Here is a 16,646-nt window from a genome sequence, read left to right as displayed (position 1 = left end):
GAAATGAACCTCAAAAAACACGTGAAACTTGGCCTCTCTGCGCTCGCTCTCTCCATCTCTTTTAACTCCGTTGCAGCGGAAGATCCCATCAAGGTGGGCATCCTGCACTCACTGTCCGGCACCATGGCCATCAGTGAAACCGTTCTGAAAGACACCGTTGAAATGCTGATCGAACAACAGAACGCCAAGGGCGGTGTGCTCGGTCGTCAGATGGAAGCGGTTGTTGTAGACCCGGCCTCCAACTGGCCGCTGTTTGCTGAAAAAGCCCGCGAGCTTCTGGCCCAGGAAGAAGTCGACGTGATTTTCGGTAACTGGACCTCGGTTTCCCGTAAATCCGTACTGCCGGTGGTGGAAGAGCTGAACGGCCTTCTGTTTTACCCGGTTCAGTACGAGGGTGAGGAATCCTCCGAAAACGTCTTCTACACCGGCGCTGCGCCCAACCAGCAGGCGATTCCTGCGGTTAACTATCTGATGAACGAAATCGGCGTGGAGCGCTGGGTTCTGGCAGGTACCGACTACGTCTACCCGCGCACCACCAACAAGATCCTTGAGACCTACCTGATGGACATGGGTGTGGCCAAGGAAGACATCATGATCAACTACACGCCTTTCGGTCACTCCGACTGGCAGAACATCGTGTCTGATATCAAGCGTTTTGGTTCCGCCGGCAAGAAGACCGCCGTGGTCTCCACCATCAATGGCGACGCCAACGTGCCCTTCTACCGTGAACTGGGTAACCAGGGCATCGCGGCCTCCGACATCCCGGTTGTTGCCTTCTCCGTGGGTGAGCAGGAACTCTCCGGTATCGACACCGGCCCGCTGGTTGGCCACCTGGCTGCGTGGAACTACTTCATGAGCGTGGACAACGACGCCAACTACGACTTCATCGACCAGTGGATTGAGCACACCGGCAATGATGAAGCGGTCACCAACGACCCGATGGAAGCGCACTACATCGGCTTCAACATGTATGTGGAAGCGGTCAAGAAGGCCGGCACCACAGATGTTGATGCGGTAAAAGACGCCATCATCGGTGTGACCGTGCCCAACCTCACCGGTGGCTACGCCGCCATGATGCCCAACCACCACATCACCAAGCCGGTGCTGATCGGCGAGATCCAGGACAACGGCCAGTTTTCTGTGGTTTGGGAAACCTCTGGTCTGGTCGCGGGCGATGCCTGGTCTGACTACCTGCCTGGTTCGCGGGACATGATTGCAGATTGGCGCAAGCCGTTGTTCTGCGGCACGTTCAACACCGCAACCGGCACCTGTGGCGCGTCTGCGGGCGAAATGGCCGCTGAAGCCGAGTAAGGCTCAGACGGTAAAGCACCATCGACAGCCGGGGGTAGTTAAGCCTCCGGTTGTTGCCCCGCAACACGCTTGAAACAGACAGGACACTCTCATGAGCATTTGCCGATCGCTCACATTGCTGCTTATCGCCCTGTTTTCCCTGCTATCGCTGCCTGCAACGGCGCAGGAAGACGATCCTGGCAAGGCTCTGCTGATCAATCTCGCAGAGGCGCCGGCCAGTAAAGTGGAAGAGGCGGTGAACGCCATCGTCAGCAGTGGTGATGAAAGAGCCAGGGGCTGGCTCGAAGCCTACGGAAATAACCGCCTGAGCCGGGTAAAAGACACCGGGCAGGTTGTACTGGTACTGAACAACCGGGGCAGGGACTGGGAAATTGCCGATCCGCTGACCGGAGAGAATATGGGTGAAATGTCCCGCCGTGAGCTGGACAGAGTCGCCATCAATAACCGCATACGGGGCCAGCTTGAAGGCATACTGGCCATGCTGGACCTGAATGCCAAAGACCCGGATGTGCGCGAAGCCTCCGCGCAGGACATGATGGGCAAAGTGGATGCTTCTCTGGTCGAGCCGCTTGAGGCTCAGCTGGCGAAAGAAGAAGACGCGGCTGTACGCAACCGCATTGAAGAAGCCCTGGCCATCTACCGGGTGGGCGAGGGCAACCTGGAGGCCGTGGACGTGCTCGCCGGCAGCCTGCATCCCCGGGCCCGCGCCGCTTTGAACGAAGCCGTTCGCGGTGACAACGAGGCGCTGGCTCAACGTGCCGCCAAGGCCCTCGAAAGCATTGAACAGAAACTCCAACTGAACCGCGCCGCCGAGACCCTGTATTTCGGCCTTTCCCTCGGTTCGGTTCTGGTCCTTGCCGCCATCGGCCTGGCCATCACCTTTGGCGTGATGGGCGTGATCAACATGGCCCACGGCGAACTGATCATGCTCGGTGCCTACACCACCTGGGGCATGCAGCAACTCTTCCCCGGCCAACCTGGCCTGGCGCTGATTCTGTCGATTCCCGCCGGGTTCATGGTCGCGGCCACCGCCGGCATCATCATTGAACGCAGCGTAATCCAGTACCTCAAAGGCCGGCCGCTGGAAACCCTGCTGGCCACCTTCGGTATCAGCCTGATCCTGCAGCAGCTGGTGCGCACGGTGATCTCTCCGCAAAACCGCACCGTGGTAACGCCGGACTGGATGAGCGGCTCCCTGGTGATCAACGACGCGCTCTCGCTGACCCTGAACCGCCTCTACGTGTTGGCCTTTGCGCTGATCGTGTTCGCCGGGCTGATGTTGATCATGCGCAAGACCCGCCTGGGCCTGGAAGTGCGCGCTGTTACCCAGAACCGTGCCATGGCGCGCTCCATGGGCATCCGCGCCACCCGGGTAGACATCATGACCTTTGCCCTGGGCTCCGGCGTCGCCGGCCTGGCCGGGGTGGCGCTCTCCCAGCTCACCAACGTGGGCCCGAACCTGGGCCAGAACTACATCATCGATTCGTTCATGGTGGTGGTGTTCGGCGGCGTCGGTAACCTCTGGGGCACGCTCATTGCCGGGCTTTCCCTGGGCACCATCAACCAGCTGCTTGAACCCTGGGCCGGTGCCGTACTCGCCAAGATCATCGTGCTGGTGTTCATCATCCTGTTCATCCAGAAACGGCCGAAGGGGCTCTTCCCCCAGAAAGGCCGGGCAGCGGAGGGTTAAGGTATGTGGTTAACAAGACCCTTACAGGAACGTTCAACCCAGATATTTCTTGGCGTGCTGTTCGCGGCCGTGGTGCTGGTGACCTTCCTTCACCTGTTCATGCCCCAGGACAGCGCCCTGCACGTGAGCGCCTTTACCGTCACGCTTCTTGGCAAATACCTCTGCTACGCCCTGCTGGCAGTGGCGGTGGACCTGGTGTGGGGTTACCTCGGTATCCTCAGCCTGGGCCATGGCGCCTTCTTTGCTCTCGGCGGCTATGCCATGGGCATGTACCTGATGCGCCAGATTGGTGATCGCGGCGTGTATGGCGACCCGATCCTGCCGGACTTCATGGTTTTCCTGAACTGGCAGGAGCTGCCCTGGTTCTGGCACGGGTTCGACATGGCCTGGTTTGCCTTCATCATGGTGCTGCTGGCCCCGGGCCTGCTGGCGCTGGTGTTCGGCTTCCTGGCCTTCCGCTCACGGGTAACCGGGGTGTACCTCTCCATCATCACCCAGGCGCTCACCTTCGCGCTGATGCTGGCTTTCTTCCGCAACGAGATGGGCTTTGGCGGCAACAACGGCCTCACCGACTTCAAAGACATTCTCGGCTTTAACCTGCGCACAGACGCCACGCGCCTCGGGCTGTTCATCGCAACCGGTATCGCCCTGGCCATCGGCTACGTGATTTGCCGGGGCATTGTGACCAGCAAGCTGGGCCGGGTGAGTGTGGCCTGCCGGGATGCCGAGGCTCGAACCCGCTTCCTGGGTTACCGGGTGGAGCGGGTGCAGCTGTTCGTGTTCGTGGTCTCCGCCATGCTGGCGGGTGTGGCCGGGGCGCTGTACGTGCCTCAGGTAGGCATCATCAACCCCAGCGAATTCTCGCCTCTGTTCTCCATCGAGATCGTGGTGTGGGTGGCCCTGGGTGGCCGGGCAACCCTCTACGGCGCGGTGATCGGGGCCATCCTGGTGAACTACGCCAAAACCGTGTTCACCGGCATCATGCCGGACGCCTGGCTGTTCGCCCTCGGCGGCCTGTTCGTGCTGGTGACCGTGTTCCTGCCCAAGGGCATTGCCGGGCTGCTGCAGAAGCGCCGGAAAGCCAGCCAAGATGACGATACCCCCACCGCGCAGGAGGCGACTGTATGAGCTTGTTTCAGGAGCTGACCGACCGCGAGCATGTGTTCGAGTTTCTGACCCAGGTGCAGTCCCCGGTGGACGTGCGCCACGGGCCGATCCTGTATCTGGAAGACGTGAACGTAAGCTTTGACGGCTTCAAGGCCATCAACAACCTGAATCTCACCATCGACGACGGCGAGCTGCGCTGCATCATCGGCCCCAACGGCGCGGGTAAAACCACCATGATGGACATCATCACCGGTAAAACCCGGCCGGATACCGGCTCGGTGTGGTTCGGCAGCCGCCACAACCTGCTCACCATGAACGAGCCGGACATCGCCAGCCTGGGCATCGGCCGTAAGTTCCAGAAACCCACGGTGTTCGAAGCGCTCACCGTGTTCGAAAACCTGGAGCTGGCCATGGCGACGGACAAGCGGGTGTTCCCCACGCTCACCGCCATCATGAAAGCCGAATACCGCGACCGCATCGATGAAGTGCTGGAAATGATCGGCCTGGAATCCCTGCGCGACCGCCTCGCCGGCATCCTCTCCCACGGCCAGAAACAGTGGCTGGAAATCGGCATGCTGCTGATGCAGAAACCCCGGCTGCTGCTGGTGGACGAACCGGTAGCGGGCATGACCGAACAGGAAATGGAACGCACCGCCGAACTGCTCACCAGCCTCGCCGGCAAACAGTCGGTGGTTGTGGTGGAGCACGACATGGGCTTTGTGCGCTCCATCGCACGCAAGGTGACCGTGCTGCACCAGGGCAGCGTGCTGGCCGAAGGCTCCATGGACCAGGTCTCCAACGATCCGGAAGTGATCAAGGTGTATCTCGGGGAGGAGGCGTAATGCTGAAGATTGAAAAACTCAACCAGTTCTATGGCGAGAGCCACACCCTTTGGGATCTGGACCTGGACGTACCCCAGGGCCAGTGCACCTGCGTGATGGGCCGCAACGGCGTGGGCAAGACCACCCTGATGAAATGCATCATGGGTGAGGAAACCACCAAAAGCGGCAGCATCGAATTCGCCGGCGACGTGGAACTCACCAAAAAGAAAGTGGAAGACCGCTCCCGGCTGGGCATTGGCTACGTGCCCCAGGGCCGGCAGATCTTCCCGCTACTGACCGTGGAAGAAAACCTGCGCACCGGCCTTGCCGTGCGCAAGGACGGCAGCAAGAAAATCCCCGAGCGGGTGTATGAACTGTTTCCGGTGCTGAAAGAAATGCGCCATCGCCGCGGCGGTGACCTTTCGGGCGGCCAGCAGCAACAACTCGCCATCGGCCGCGCCCTGGTGATCGAGCCGCGCCTGCTGATCCTCGACGAACCGGGCGAGGGTATCCAGCCCAACATCGTGGCCCAGATTGGTGAGGTGATTCGCAAGCTCATCGAGGAAGACGGCCTTACCGTTCTGCTCGTGGAACAGAAGCTTCCGTTCGCCCGCAAGTACGCCGACCGGTTTGCCATCCTCGACCGGGGGCGCCGGGTGGCGGAAGACGAAATCGCCGGCCTCACCGATGAACTCATCAAGAAGCACCTGACGGTATGACGGTTTTTGAACGCATCGAACCCGCCCACAACTCCGGCCATCGTTTCGACGCCGGGCGGCACTGGGCCGCGTCCATTGCCCTGGGCTTCGACGCCCGGCCGGATGGCAGCAACACCGCCACCCGGATGACCCATGTACGCCACAAAGGCCCGTTGCGGGTGCAACGTCCGTTTTACCCGGAAGGCCGTCATGGCTGCTGCCACGTGTACCTACTGCATCCGCCGGGCGGATTGGTGAGTGGCGATGCACTGAGTATCGAGGCTCGGGTAGGTAAAGACTCACACACCCTGCTGACCACGCCAGCGGCGGCCAAGCTCTACAAGGCCGACAGCCATGGGGTGGCCTGGGCCCAGCACACCCTGCTGAAGGTGGAGCAGGGCGGCATTCTCGAATACCTGCCCCAGGAAACCCTGGCGTTTGATGGTTCCCGGGGCGAACAGACCACCACCATTGAACTGGAAGCCGGCGCCCGATGCATCGGCTGGGAAATCCTTGCCCTCGGGCGCCCGGCCAGCAAACTGCCGTTTGTTTCGGGCCACCTGGAGCAGAAATTCCGCCTGCTGATGGACGGCCGCCCCCTGTGGCTGGAACGCCAGTTGATGGACCCGAACCACGCCAGGTTCAAAGGCCACTGGGGCCAGGGCGGCGCCACCGTGCAGGCCACTCTCTGGGTGGTCGGCCTGGATGACGAAGCCGGCGCCATTGAAGAACTCAGGGAAGCCCTGCCGGAAAGCCACCGCTGGGCGGTGACCCGCCGAAGGGGTGTGGTGCTGCTGCGCTACCTGGGGCACGAACGAAACGAGGCCTGGGCGCTGTGCCAGAAAGCCTGGGAACTGATCAGACCACGACTCACGGGCCAGCCTGCCAGCGTTCCCCGAATCTGGCTGACCTGAATAACAAGCAGAATGCGACGCGATCAACGGAGCAAACAACGATGGAATTAACGCCAAGAGACAAAGACAAACTGCTGCTGTTCACCGCAGCCCTGCTGGCCGAGCGCCGCAAAGCCAAAGGCCTGAAGCTCAACTACCCGGAAGCCGTGGCCCTGATCAGCGCCGAAATCATGGAGGGCGCCCGCGAAGGCCGTACCGTGGCCGAGCTGATGACCGCCGGCACCGAAGTCCTCACCCGTGATGACGTGATGGACGGCATCGCCGAAATGGTCGACGAAGTGCAGGTGGAAGCCACCTTCCCCGATGGCACCAAGCTCGTCACCGTCCACAACCCCATCGTGTAAGGAGCGCGCCATGATCCCCGGTGAATACCAGCTCAAAGACGGCGACATCGAACTCTGCGAAGGCCGTGAGCGCATCCAGATAGACGTGGCCAATACCGGCGACCGCCCGATCCAGATCGGCTCTCACTACCACTTTGCCGAAGCCAACCCGGCGCTGGATTTCGACCGCGCCAAGGCCCGTGGCTACCGCCTGGATGTGGCGGCCGGCACAGCCATCCGCTTCGAACCCGGCCAGAGCCGCGAAGTGACGCTGATCCCGTTTGCGGGCGGCCGTGAAATCTACGGTTTCCGGCAGGAAGTCATGGGCAAACTGGAGGGCCAGAAATGAAAATCACCAGACAAGCCTACGCCGACATGTACGGCCCAACCACCGGCGACCGGGTAAGGCTCGGCGACACCGACCTGTGGATTGAAGTGGAAAGCGACGCCGCCCACTACGGCGACGAAGTAAAATTCGGCGGCGGCAAGGTTATCCGCGACGGCATGGGCCAGAGCCAGCGCGCCGATGCAGCGGTGATGGACACCGTGATCACCAACGCCCTGATTCTCGACTGGTGGGGCATCGTCAAAGCCGACGTGGGCATCCAGAAAGGCCGCATCGCCGCCATTGGCAAGGCTGGCAACCCGGATACCCAGCCAGACGTGACCATCGTCATCGGCCCTGGAACCGAAATCATCGCCGGTGAGGGCAAGATCCTCACCGCTGGCGGCATTGATGCCCACATCCATTTCATCTGCCCCCAGCAGGTCGAAGAAGCCCTGATGAGTGGTATCACCACCATGCTCGGCGGCGGCACCGGCCCGGCTACGGGCACCAACGCCACTACCTGCACACCGGGACCCTGGCACATTGGCAAGATGCTCCAGGCGGTGGATTCCCTGCCCATGAACATCGGCTTTCTGGGCAAGGGCAACGCCTCCCTGCCGGAATCCCTGGAGCTCCAAATCCAGGCTGGCGCCATTGGCCTGAAACTGCATGAAGACTGGGGCACCACCCCGGCCAGCATCGACAACTGCCTCACGGTGGCGGACAAATATGACGTGCAGGTGGCGATCCACACCGACACCCTGAACGAATCCGGCTTTGTGGAAGACACCCTGGCCGCGTTCAAGGGGCGCTGCATCCATACCTACCACACCGAAGGCGCCGGCGGCGGCCACGCACCGGACATCATCACCGCCTGCTCCAAGGATTACGTGCTGCCGTCGTCCACCAACCCGACACGACCCTACACCGTGAACACCATCGACGAACACCTGGACATGCTGATGGTGTGCCACCACCTGGACCCGAACATCCCGGAAGACGTCGCCTTTGCAGACTCCCGCATCCGCCGCGAGACCATCGCCGCCGAGGACATCCTGCAGGACATGGGCGTGATCTCCATGATTGCTTCCGATTCCCAGGCCATGGGCCGGGTGGGTGAAGTGGTTTGCCGCACCTGGCAGACCGCCCACAAGATGAAACAGCAGCGCGGCCTGCTGCCGGAGGATGAAGAACGTGGCGCCGACAACCTGCGCGCCAGACGCTACATCGCCAAGTACACCATTAACCCGGCCATCACCCATGGCATCGCCCACGAAGTGGGTTCCGTGGAAGTGGGCAAGCTGGCGGACCTGGTGCTCTGGAGCCCGGCGTTCTTCGGCGTGAAGCCGGCCACCATTCTCAAGGGCGGCATGATTGCCGCTGCGCCCATGGGCGACCCGAACGCCTCGATTCCCACGCCCCAGCCGGTGCATTACCGCCCGATGTTCGGCGCCTTCGGCAAGGCGGCCAGTGCCACCCGCCTGAGCTTTGTGAGCCAGGCAGCGATTGATGCGGGCATTGGCAAAGAGCTTGGCCTGGACAGCCCGCTATCCGCCTGCAAGGGCGTGCGTGAGGTGCGCAAGGGCGACATGAAACTGAACGACGCGTGCCCGCACATCACCGTGGACCCGCAAACCTACGAAGTGCATGCCGATGGCGAACTGCTCACCTGTGAGCCGGCCACCGAGCTGCCTCTGGCCCAGCGCTACCATCTCTTTTAATCAATACAGCTCAAGGCTGTTCTGAGCCGGGTACTGGAGAACTGATTATGTTGGAACTGACGAAACGCCTGAGCGAACAGGAAGCTGCCGAAATCGACAGCTCCGAAATCCTCGATAACCTGATTTTGCCGTACGAGCTGCGCATCCGTGGCCGCCTGCGCGCCACCACCCAGACCAGGGTGGACGTGGGCCTGTTTCTTGATCGCGGCCCCGTGCTGCGGGACGGCGACCTGCTACTGGCCAAAACCGGAGAGATCATTCGCATCCGCGCGGCCGAGGAACAGGTGGTCACCGCCCGAATCGAAAACGGCCAGCCCCTGGCGCGCCTGTGTTACCACCTGGGCAACCGCCACGTGACCCTGGCCATCGGCATGGACGACCAAGGCGCCTACGTGCGCATCACCCCGGACCACGTGCTGGAAGAGCTGGCGGAACGCCTGGGCGCCACACTGATCCACCACACCGCGCCATTCGATCCGGAACCCGGAGCCTACACCCAGGCCGGGTATTCCCATGGGCACGGGCACAGCCACGGCCAAAGCCACAGCCATTCACACGATCACGACCACGGGCATAGCCATGGCCACAGTCACAAACACACCCACTGAGGCCGCCACCCCGCAGGTGGACGACCTGGCATTGCTGGGCCTGATGCAACTGGTCAGCCCCGCACTGCCCATCGGCGCCTTTGCCTGGTCCCAGGGCCTGGAAAGCGCCTTTGAACTGGGCTGGGTGAATAACGAAGCCGAACTGGCCCAGTGGGTTGAGGGCGTGCTGGAAGACGGCCTGAGCCGCTGCGAACTGCCCCTGCTGGTGCGTTTGCAGACCGCGTGGGCCGAAGGCGATGCCATTACGCTGGCAAAGTGGAACGACTGGCTGCACGCCACCCGGGAAACCGCCGAACTGAGCGACGAAGACACCCGCCTCGGCGGCGCCCTCGTTACTCTTTTGCGCAACCTGGAGCTGCTGCCCGAGCCACACCTGATTCCGGAAGAGCCTGGCTACATCACCATGTTCGCCTGGGCCGCCCACAAACGCTTTGTACCCGTGCGCCAGACGCTGCTCGGCTTCGTCTGGGCCTGGCTGGAAAACCAGCTCGCCGTGGCCTGCAAGGCACTGCCTCTGGGCCACACGGCTGCCCAGCGCATTATCGAGCGGCTACGGCCACAGCTGGCTGTGGCCGTAGACACCGCCCTGGAACGGAACGATCACGAACTCGGGCCCATCCTGCCAGGACTGGCGCTCGGAAGTGCATTACATGAAACACAGTATTCACGGCTTTTCAGAAGCTGAATAACAAACGAGGAGAAACTGCCATGACACATTGCCTGAGAGTTGGCGTCGGTGGGCCGGTTGGTTCCGGCAAGACCGCTCTGCTGCGCCAGTTGTGCAAAGCCCTTCGCGACCACTACGACATCGCCGTGGTGACCAACGACATCTACACCCGGGAAGACGCCGACTTCCTCCTGCGCCACGAAGCCCTGGCCGCAGACCGCATCCTCGGCGTGGAAACTGGCGGCTGCCCGCACACCGCCATCCGTGAAGACGCCTCCATGAACCTGGCGGCCATCGACGACCTCCAGCGCCGCCATCCGGATCTGGAACTGGTGCTGGTGGAATCCGGCGGCGACAACCTCTCCGCCACCTTCAGCCCGGAACTGAGCGACCTCACCCTGTACGTGATCGACGTCTCCGCCGGCGACAAGATCCCCCGCAAAGGCGGCCCCGGCATCACCAAATCGGACCTGCTGATCATCAACAAGATCGACATCGCCGAACAGGTGCACGCCTCCCTGGATGTGATGGAGCGGGACAGCAAGAGAATGCGCGGCGAACGCCCATTCGTGTTCACCAACCTGTACGACGGGGTAGGGCTGGAGACGATCATCAGCTTCATTCTGGAGCGGGGCATGCTGCCGGAGCGCCGGCCTGAGAAGCTTGCTGAGACTGCTTAATAACAACGGATTTTGAGACTTAAACGAACAACGGAGAGACAACCATGAAACTGACTAACCGACTGACTCTGACTGTGGGCCTGCTGCTTATCTCAGGCGCTGCCTTTGGCCATGCCGGGCATGAAGCGCTTGGTGATGGAGTGCATCTTGAATACTTCCTGGCGGCTGGCGCGGCTGTGGCTGCTGGCACCTATGCACTGATGCGGCACAAGCGGGACGGGAAGGACTGACGCTTATATTGCAGAGCCTCAATCAGCGCAGTTATGGGCTGGCCTGGCAAAAAAGCTGATGGAAAACAGAAAGCTGCGTGGCGACGCCTCGCGGCTTTTTTGTGGCATAAAATTTACGTATCTTTGTAAGTGGAACAGACAACTAGCTCTGGTATGGTCTACCTTAGGTAGCTAAACACTACGGAAAACTCTTTGTTACGGATAACGTCCCATGATCAACTCAGTTCCAATACGGCCTTTTTTATCCTGCTGGTGTGTAATTCTGCGTGCGCTGGCGGTAATTGTAATGTGTTCTCATAGGTTCGAAGTCGATCGTGGAGAGTTCGTTATCAGTGCCGCGGGCAGCTTGTCACTAGCAAAAAAATGTCATCCTTTCATCAAGAGAATCGATTTCCCTTCGGAAGACAGGGCGGGCCTTCGTAGTGTCAAGCAACGGTTTTGGACTCCGGCTGTATCCATCCGTTTGCAGAGCTCTCAGCAGCCCCTGAACCAGGGCCTTAAGCATTCGACCATCTTTCGCGCCCCCCTTGGCTTGAATAATCAAAAAAGACGCATGGTCTAATGATACATATCCATATCTTGCCAGCGCTTTATGGGGACTCATTTTTTATACAAAGTAAGGATGAAAGTTTTAGCTTTCTTGTCGATTGTGGTTACAAAAGAACCTACTTTAATGAAATTAGAAAACTTACAAAGAGCGTAAACTTTATAATATTAACTCATATAGATGAGGATCATATTCTAGGTGCCATCCCACTAGTTGATGATATTCCAGAAAAGTTTGCCGTTGGGAAAGTTTATCTGAATACCCCAGACCTAATCACAGCTGATAAAAAGTCAGGGAATATCTCTGTCTTGCAAGCGGTAAGTCTACAAGAGATTTTGGCAGAGAAAGGTATAGATCAGTTGTCGTTAGTGCAGGGCGATGAAGTGATCGTTTCAAATGATTGCAAAATTTTCGTGATTTCTCCCTCTAATATAGAGCTGAATCACTTAGAGCTACATTTTAGAGAGTATAAAGAAAAGAAACCCGATTATACGCCGGTCAGCGTGCCTTCCGGGAACTTGGATAGTATTGATGATCTCAGTAAAAGAAAGGATTCATTCAAATCAAAAAGATCTGACTTTGTAAATGCTTCCTCAATAGCCTTCATACTATATTATCGTGAAAATGAAGTGCTTTTTCTGGGTGATTCTCATCCGACGGTTGTTGAGGATTATTTAAGGAGTATGGGTTACAATGAAAGTCAAAAAGCTTTATTTGACTACGTAAAGCTTTCGCATCATGGAAGTATAAATAGCATTTCCTTAGGCTTGATATCTATTATTCAGTGCTCGAAATTTATTGTGAGTACCATTGGTGGTCGCTCAAATAATAAGCACCCAAGTAGAGAAACCCTGTGCAAGCTGGTGGTCCACGTTGATCGCGGTCTCGATGAGTTCATAACATTCATTTTTAATTATCCTGTTGAGCAATATGAAGCCAGAAATGGTAAGTATTTCAGTGCCGAGGAACTCGCAGAGTATAAGATTAAAATGATTTACAAGAAAACGCTGGAACTGGAATGAGCTACATTAAGCTTTTGCCAAAAACCACGGTTAAAATACGGCGCTCGGATAAGTTTTTAGGTTCGGGTGTGTTGGTGACGGTGGACGGCAGATTTTACGTGATTACGGCCTTGCACGTAGTTGCGGATCAGGATGGCTGCTCAGTAACGGGGGCAAAGTTACTAGAACTGATCTATGAGTCAGAAGTATACGGAGACCTGAAATTTGTAGGTCTTGTTGGCTCGCCGGATGCTCAAGAAAAATACGATATCGTCGCCATTGAAGTTGGCTCTGAAAAAATATCGGATTTTCCTAACACAAGGTTCTGCAGTGATGTGAGCTTTCCTGATGTCCAGTTTATAGTCAGAGGCACTGCAAAATCAGAAACTCTTTCGCCACATTCTATACCAAGATGCGAAATCGATACTATTATTGAGAATGAAAAGAAGTTTCATCTAAGAATACCGTCAGATGATTACTCTACTGCTCAAGGTGAGTCTGGCGCGGAAGTCCTTCAAGGGTATTCAGGTAGTGGTGTTTTTTTTAAGGATTCAGAGGAGTTCTGGCTCGCAGGAATAGTTTTATCAGTTGAAAATAATAATTTTAATGGTCTTGTTTGCAGGTCGGTATCGGCTTTGGAGGGCTATTTTTTTGACTGCATGGAGTTGGATGATTATCACGGAGGAAATAAGAATACAAGGGTAAGCGTTTCGGAGCTTCGGGCTAGTATAACCGAACAGTTAATTGAAGAGCGGAAAAATAAAGGTTATGGGGATGTAGAGAATTTAGTTAGAAAAATGGAGGCTTTTTTGCCCGGTTGGACTACAGAGGATTTGGACCAATTTATTGTTGATATTTTGCTATGGGAAAGGCTGGATAGAAAATACATTAGGACTAACGAGCAGTATAGGAGCCTGGTTGAAGATGCAAAGGTTTATATTGCCTCAGGTAACAAAAAGTTTAGTGTGGGGACTCCGCATCAAGGAAATATTAAATTCCATAAGATTCAAGAAGAGTTTATGGGGCATCTCAATGAATTGCTTGATGGTAGTCCTTTAAAAATGAATTCTAGAATTATAGTTTCCGGGGAGCTCGCAAAGATGTTAGCGAATTGTAGTTTGGACTTCTGGTCTGATCATGGCGATTAACGGAGAAATTACAGAACGCTTTCTAGGAGAGACTCCTGCGGAGAGCAGTTTTCTTCATCTGACTATCGTTTGCGGTGCTCTGAAATATTGCTTGGGGCGGTCAAAGGGGCTTTCTTTTATTAAGCTTGCCTATATTTTCGATAAAACGATCTTGTTGGACGAAGGCGCTTTTAGTTCCAAAGTTACGTTGCTTCCATGGAATATTAGTTCCATCTACAGGACTTCGCTTATAATGGCTGAGGCGAACGGGTTTATCGAAATTAATTCGAAGTCAAGTGGTGAGATGAGTATCAATTTAAAAGGATTGGGCTTTGAATTCATCTCAGAGATAGAGAAAGCTGATGCTTTTTCAAAATATATCAGATTTCTTAAGCTCGCTAATATTCCTGAGAATCGATTTGATTTTCTAACGATTAGGTTGTCTCCAGATGTACATAAATAGCGTTAAGGTCGCGGTAAGAGCTCATACACCCGATGGTAATAAGGACTTCGGGTTTTTATTTGAGTTTCAGGAGGGCCTAAATGTATTGACTGGCGACAATTCTTCAGGTAAGTCGACAGTCCTTTCATGCATATATTACTGTTTAGGATTAGAGCAGTTAATTGGTAGTAAAGGCGTTAATGCATTGAGTCCTGCGCTGCATCAAGCTCTCATGTCAGATGGCTACAGCTGTAATATATATGAGTCTGAGTGCTTTTTGGAGTTCACTGATAAGGCGGGTAAGAAATGGAGCCTAAACAGGGTGGTAAAGGATGGTGAGACTGTTGGATCTAATGAAATAATAATAGAGGCCAATGGCGAAAAAATGTCGAAGTTTATTCATTCGCCAAGAGATCACTCACGTAACGGTTTTTTTAAATGGTTTGCTGAAGTCAATGAACTTGATATTTTTGATGTGGAGTCGACATCGGGCTTGTCAGCGAAGCCGCTCTATATGCAAAATGTCTTTACTCTTTGTTTTATCGAGCAAACCAAAGGTTGGTCAGATTTTTTTTCAATGATGCCTCCATTTGGTATAAAGGATCCGAAACAGAAAGTTGTTGAGTATTGTTTGGGGCTTAATTCACTCGCCGTGAATATGCAACTTGATGCGATCAAGGTAGGAAAGGATAGCATAGTTGAAAAATGGCGAGAACAAATTAAAGAGCTAGATCTTAGGGCGCAAAACCTTAATTTGTATTTGTCCCCGATTGATAAACTTAAACCCAAAACCAAAAGGCAGATTGAAAAAATTTATTTTTTCAAATAATGGAAGGTGATAAAGAGTTAGGTTATGACTCGCTAATTATTAGGCTCGACGAAAAAATCGATTCGATTTCTAGTTCTATATCGAAATTTGAGACAAGTCAGCTTAGGTCGGCGGCCCTTATTTCTGAAAACGACTCCCTTAAGATCTCTCTTAATAGGTATATTTCGGAGCGCAAGGAGATTGAAGAGCTTTTTTGGGACGAGAGCCATAAACTGTCCCGTTATCAAGACGCACTAAATCATGTGATCAACGATCTTCAGGATTTCAAGGATATCAATAAAGTTTCTATTGGGCGTGGATGGAATCGAATATCTAGTGCCCACTGTCCGGTATGTGATAGTGAGGTTTCGAATCTTGAAGACTCCAGATTGACTGATAGTTCTATAAAGAAGAGCTTGGCTTTTTTAAATTCACAAAAAGCAACGTATCAAAAATATATTAAGGGTTCTAAAAAGGTGCTTAATAGATATCAAGCGACGCTTGATTACTATGATAAATCGATTGCTCTGAAACGCGGCCAAATTGATAGCTTGCATAAGGATCTTGAGTCCGCTAAAGCAATGTCATATCGTAGTGAGTTTCAAATGTTGGCGGAGCGTAAACAACGCAAGATCGAACTGGAGACGTTTGATTTATATCTCCGACGTGTTAAGGAAGATTTGATTAGTTTAAGTCATGAATTCTATGAGCTTGTAGAAGAAGAGAAGCGCCTGAAAAATTTGGTTTCGTCGGATGAAGATAAGATCCGAGTTTTTAAGTCGGACTTTAAGATATTGTTGGAAAGCTTTGGTTATCGAAGTAATGGCTTAGATAATGTGGATATAAAGGGTAAAGATGCTCATAGGCTTTTTCCGTCTGTATACATTTCGGGACAAGAGCCTCAATATATCAGGTACGTTTCTTCTGCTAGTGATTTTGTAAGGTCTATATGGGCTTACTATATAGCTTTGCTATTAAATGGCGTGAGGCACCCTGGGTTTTTAGTAATGGATGAGCCTGGCCAGCATCAAATGAGAGTCGATAGCATGAAGTCGCTGTTGAAAACTTGTTCATCGCTAAGTTGCCAGACGATCATAGCTATTTCCCAAGATAGAAAATATGACCAAGAAAATGTAAATATCCATGACTTGGTTTCGGAGCTTGAGGAAGGAACCTTTAAGCTGATGCATATCGATGATGGGTCTGGTTGTATAGCCAGACTCGACAATTAACAGAAAGCCAAGTCCAATTTCCTTTTGGATGGATCGGATGCTGAAAACCGGGACAGATCTTTTTTTTCGTCTTCTTTGATTGCCCAGCGCTAAAGTAAGTCACTACCAACCTCCAACGTGCTTCGGTTAATATCGGCGTTCAGGGCAGAAAGGATTCTGTGTTTCAAACAGCAAGGAGGAGCTGATGCCAAGACGGGCCAAGGTGATTGTGCCCGGTATTCCCCACCATATTGTCCAGCGCGGTCATAACCGACAACCCGTGTTTGTCGAACGTCGTGATTTTGAGTACTACCTGGCGAATCTTCAGGAATGGAAGCAGGTCTATGAGCTGGAGGTGTTCAGTTACTGCTTGATGACAAACCATGTGCATTTGGTCATTCAGGCGAACGAC

The 16,646-nt window shown here is 54.9% G+C and carries 19 protein-coding genes; all 19 read left to right on the top strand.

All coding sequences use genetic code 11. The features are described from left to right. Positions 1-3 precede the first annotated feature (3 nt). Positions 4-1,311 (top strand): urea ABC transporter substrate-binding protein, encoded by a 1,308-nt coding sequence (gene urtA / locus KYE_RS15525; protein WP_008175225.1) that lies wholly within the window; start codon positions 4-6, stop codon positions 1,309-1,311. A 91-nt stretch (positions 1,312-1,402) separates the two neighbouring features. Continuing rightward, positions 1,403-3,001, top strand: a complete 1,599-nt coding sequence (gene urtB, locus KYE_RS15520; RefSeq protein WP_008175223.1) for an urea ABC transporter permease subunit UrtB — start codon at positions 1,403-1,405, stop codon at positions 2,999-3,001. 3 nt (positions 3,002-3,004) lie between these two features. After that, positions 3,005-4,129 carry an urea ABC transporter permease subunit UrtC gene (gene urtC, locus KYE_RS15515; RefSeq protein WP_008175221.1) on the top strand — a complete coding sequence of 375 codons (1,125 nt, stop codon included), beginning with the start codon at positions 3,005-3,007 and terminating at the stop codon, positions 4,127-4,129. Further along, the gene (gene urtD / locus KYE_RS15510) at positions 4,126-4,950 is read left to right on the top strand and encodes an urea ABC transporter ATP-binding protein UrtD (protein ID WP_008175220.1); all 825 of its coding nucleotides are present in this window, start codon (positions 4,126-4,128) and stop codon (positions 4,948-4,950) included. Before urtC ends, urtD begins: the two co-directional genes overlap by 4 nt. Then, positions 4,950-5,648 carry an urea ABC transporter ATP-binding subunit UrtE gene (gene urtE, locus KYE_RS15505; protein WP_008175218.1) on the top strand — a complete coding sequence of 233 codons (699 nt, stop codon included), beginning with the start codon at positions 4,950-4,952 and terminating at the stop codon, positions 5,646-5,648. Before urtD ends, urtE begins: the two co-directional genes overlap by 1 nt. Next, positions 5,645-6,541 carry an urease accessory protein UreD gene (locus KYE_RS15500; protein ID WP_008175210.1) on the top strand — a complete coding sequence of 299 codons (897 nt, stop codon included), beginning with the start codon at positions 5,645-5,647 and terminating at the stop codon, positions 6,539-6,541. Before urtE ends, KYE_RS15500 begins: the two co-directional genes overlap by 4 nt. A 41-nt stretch (positions 6,542-6,582) precedes the next feature. Beyond that, entirely contained in the window at positions 6,583-6,885 is a 303-nt protein-coding gene (ureA, locus tag KYE_RS15495) for an urease subunit gamma (protein ID WP_008175208.1), read from the top strand. Positions 6,886-6,895: 10 nt separating this feature from the next. After that, positions 6,896-7,213, top strand: coding sequence for an urease subunit beta (locus KYE_RS15490; RefSeq protein WP_008175206.1), 318 nt, complete (start codon positions 6,896-6,898; stop codon positions 7,211-7,213). Next, positions 7,210-8,913 (top strand): urease subunit alpha, encoded by a 1,704-nt coding sequence (gene ureC, locus KYE_RS15485; protein WP_008175204.1) that lies wholly within the window; start codon positions 7,210-7,212, stop codon positions 8,911-8,913. The genes KYE_RS15490 and ureC overlap by 4 nt, the downstream gene beginning before the upstream one ends. A gap of 47 nt (positions 8,914-8,960) precedes the next feature. After that, a complete protein-coding gene (ureE, locus tag KYE_RS15480) occupies positions 8,961-9,521 on the top strand; it encodes an urease accessory protein UreE (RefSeq protein ID WP_008175202.1) in 561 nt (186 codons plus the stop codon). Next, complete coding sequence (locus KYE_RS15475; RefSeq protein WP_008175201.1) at positions 9,493-10,206, top strand: urease accessory protein UreF; 714 nt, start codon at positions 9,493-9,495, stop codon at positions 10,204-10,206. The genes ureE and KYE_RS15475 overlap by 29 nt, the downstream gene beginning before the upstream one ends. 23 nt (positions 10,207-10,229) lie before the next feature. Continuing rightward, positions 10,230-10,868, top strand: a complete 639-nt coding sequence (gene ureG / locus KYE_RS15470) for an urease accessory protein UreG (protein WP_008175199.1) — start codon at positions 10,230-10,232, stop codon at positions 10,866-10,868. Between the two features lie 44 nt (positions 10,869-10,912). Continuing rightward, on the top strand, positions 10,913-11,098 hold the full coding sequence (locus tag KYE_RS15465) for a hypothetical protein (RefSeq protein ID WP_008175197.1): 186 nt from the start codon (positions 10,913-10,915) through the stop codon (positions 11,096-11,098). Positions 11,099-11,659: 561 nt separating this feature from the next. Beyond that, positions 11,660-12,667, top strand: a complete 1,008-nt coding sequence (locus KYE_RS15455) for a ComEC/Rec2 family competence protein (protein WP_008175193.1) — start codon at positions 11,660-11,662, stop codon at positions 12,665-12,667. Continuing rightward, a complete protein-coding gene (locus tag KYE_RS15450; RefSeq protein ID WP_008175191.1) occupies positions 12,664-13,794 on the top strand; it encodes a hypothetical protein in 1,131 nt (376 codons plus the stop codon). Before KYE_RS15455 ends, KYE_RS15450 begins: the two co-directional genes overlap by 4 nt. After that, entirely contained in the window at positions 13,784-14,236 is a 453-nt protein-coding gene (locus tag KYE_RS15445) for a hypothetical protein (protein WP_008175189.1), read from the top strand. Before KYE_RS15450 ends, KYE_RS15445 begins: the two co-directional genes overlap by 11 nt. Next, positions 14,223-15,044: an ATP-binding protein gene (locus KYE_RS15440; protein WP_039882086.1), complete on the top strand. Its 822-nt coding sequence runs from the start codon at positions 14,223-14,225 to the stop codon at positions 15,042-15,044. The genes KYE_RS15445 and KYE_RS15440 overlap by 14 nt, the downstream gene beginning before the upstream one ends. 242 nt (positions 15,045-15,286) lie before the next feature. Next, positions 15,287-16,255 (top strand): hypothetical protein, encoded by a 969-nt coding sequence (locus KYE_RS15435; RefSeq protein WP_139043677.1) that lies wholly within the window; start codon positions 15,287-15,289, stop codon positions 16,253-16,255. Between the two features lie 184 nt (positions 16,256-16,439). Then, the coding region (locus tag KYE_RS15430; protein ID WP_008175187.1) for a transposase at positions 16,440-16,646 on the top strand (207 nt) is incomplete at its 3' end.

Origin of the sequence: Marinobacter manganoxydans MnI7-9, from assembly GCF_000235625.1 — a bacterium.
GTDB lineage: Bacteria > Pseudomonadota > Gammaproteobacteria > Pseudomonadales > Oleiphilaceae > Marinobacter > Marinobacter manganoxydans.
The sequence above is the reverse complement of the archived record's forward strand: the minus strand, read 5'-3'. Positions and strand labels throughout refer to the sequence as shown.

What these genes read in the sequence shown, in the direction of transcription:
- urtA (WP_008175225.1), top strand. Translation starts at nt 4, where the DNA reads ATGAACCTCAAAAAACACGTGAAACTTGGCCTCTCTGCGCTCGCTCTC.
- urtB (WP_008175223.1), top strand. Translation starts at nt 1,403, where the DNA reads ATGAGCATTTGCCGATCGCTCACATTGCTGCTTATCGCCCTGTTTTCC.
- urtC (WP_008175221.1), top strand. Translation starts at nt 3,005, where the DNA reads ATGTGGTTAACAAGACCCTTACAGGAACGTTCAACCCAGATATTTCTT.
- urtD (WP_008175220.1), top strand. Translation starts at nt 4,126, where the DNA reads ATGAGCTTGTTTCAGGAGCTGACCGACCGCGAGCATGTGTTCGAGTTT.
- urtE (WP_008175218.1), top strand. Translation starts at nt 4,950, where the DNA reads ATGCTGAAGATTGAAAAACTCAACCAGTTCTATGGCGAGAGCCACACC.
- KYE_RS15500 (WP_008175210.1), top strand. Translation starts at nt 5,645, where the DNA reads ATGACGGTTTTTGAACGCATCGAACCCGCCCACAACTCCGGCCATCGT.
- ureA (WP_008175208.1), top strand. Translation starts at nt 6,583, where the DNA reads ATGGAATTAACGCCAAGAGACAAAGACAAACTGCTGCTGTTCACCGCA.
- KYE_RS15490 (WP_008175206.1), top strand. Translation starts at nt 6,896, where the DNA reads ATGATCCCCGGTGAATACCAGCTCAAAGACGGCGACATCGAACTCTGC.
- ureC (WP_008175204.1), top strand. Translation starts at nt 7,210, where the DNA reads ATGAAAATCACCAGACAAGCCTACGCCGACATGTACGGCCCAACCACC.
- ureE (WP_008175202.1), top strand. Translation starts at nt 8,961, where the DNA reads ATGTTGGAACTGACGAAACGCCTGAGCGAACAGGAAGCTGCCGAAATC.
- KYE_RS15475 (WP_008175201.1), top strand. Translation starts at nt 9,493, where the DNA reads ATGGCCACAGTCACAAACACACCCACTGAGGCCGCCACCCCGCAGGTG.
- ureG (WP_008175199.1), top strand. Translation starts at nt 10,230, where the DNA reads ATGACACATTGCCTGAGAGTTGGCGTCGGTGGGCCGGTTGGTTCCGGC.
- KYE_RS15465 (WP_008175197.1), top strand. Translation starts at nt 10,913, where the DNA reads ATGAAACTGACTAACCGACTGACTCTGACTGTGGGCCTGCTGCTTATC.
- KYE_RS15455 (WP_008175193.1), top strand. Translation starts at nt 11,660, where the DNA reads ATGATACATATCCATATCTTGCCAGCGCTTTATGGGGACTCATTTTTT.
- KYE_RS15450 (WP_008175191.1), top strand. Translation starts at nt 12,664, where the DNA reads ATGAGCTACATTAAGCTTTTGCCAAAAACCACGGTTAAAATACGGCGC.
- KYE_RS15445 (WP_008175189.1), top strand. Translation starts at nt 13,784, where the DNA reads ATGGCGATTAACGGAGAAATTACAGAACGCTTTCTAGGAGAGACTCCT.
- KYE_RS15440 (WP_039882086.1), top strand. Translation starts at nt 14,223, where the DNA reads ATGTACATAAATAGCGTTAAGGTCGCGGTAAGAGCTCATACACCCGAT.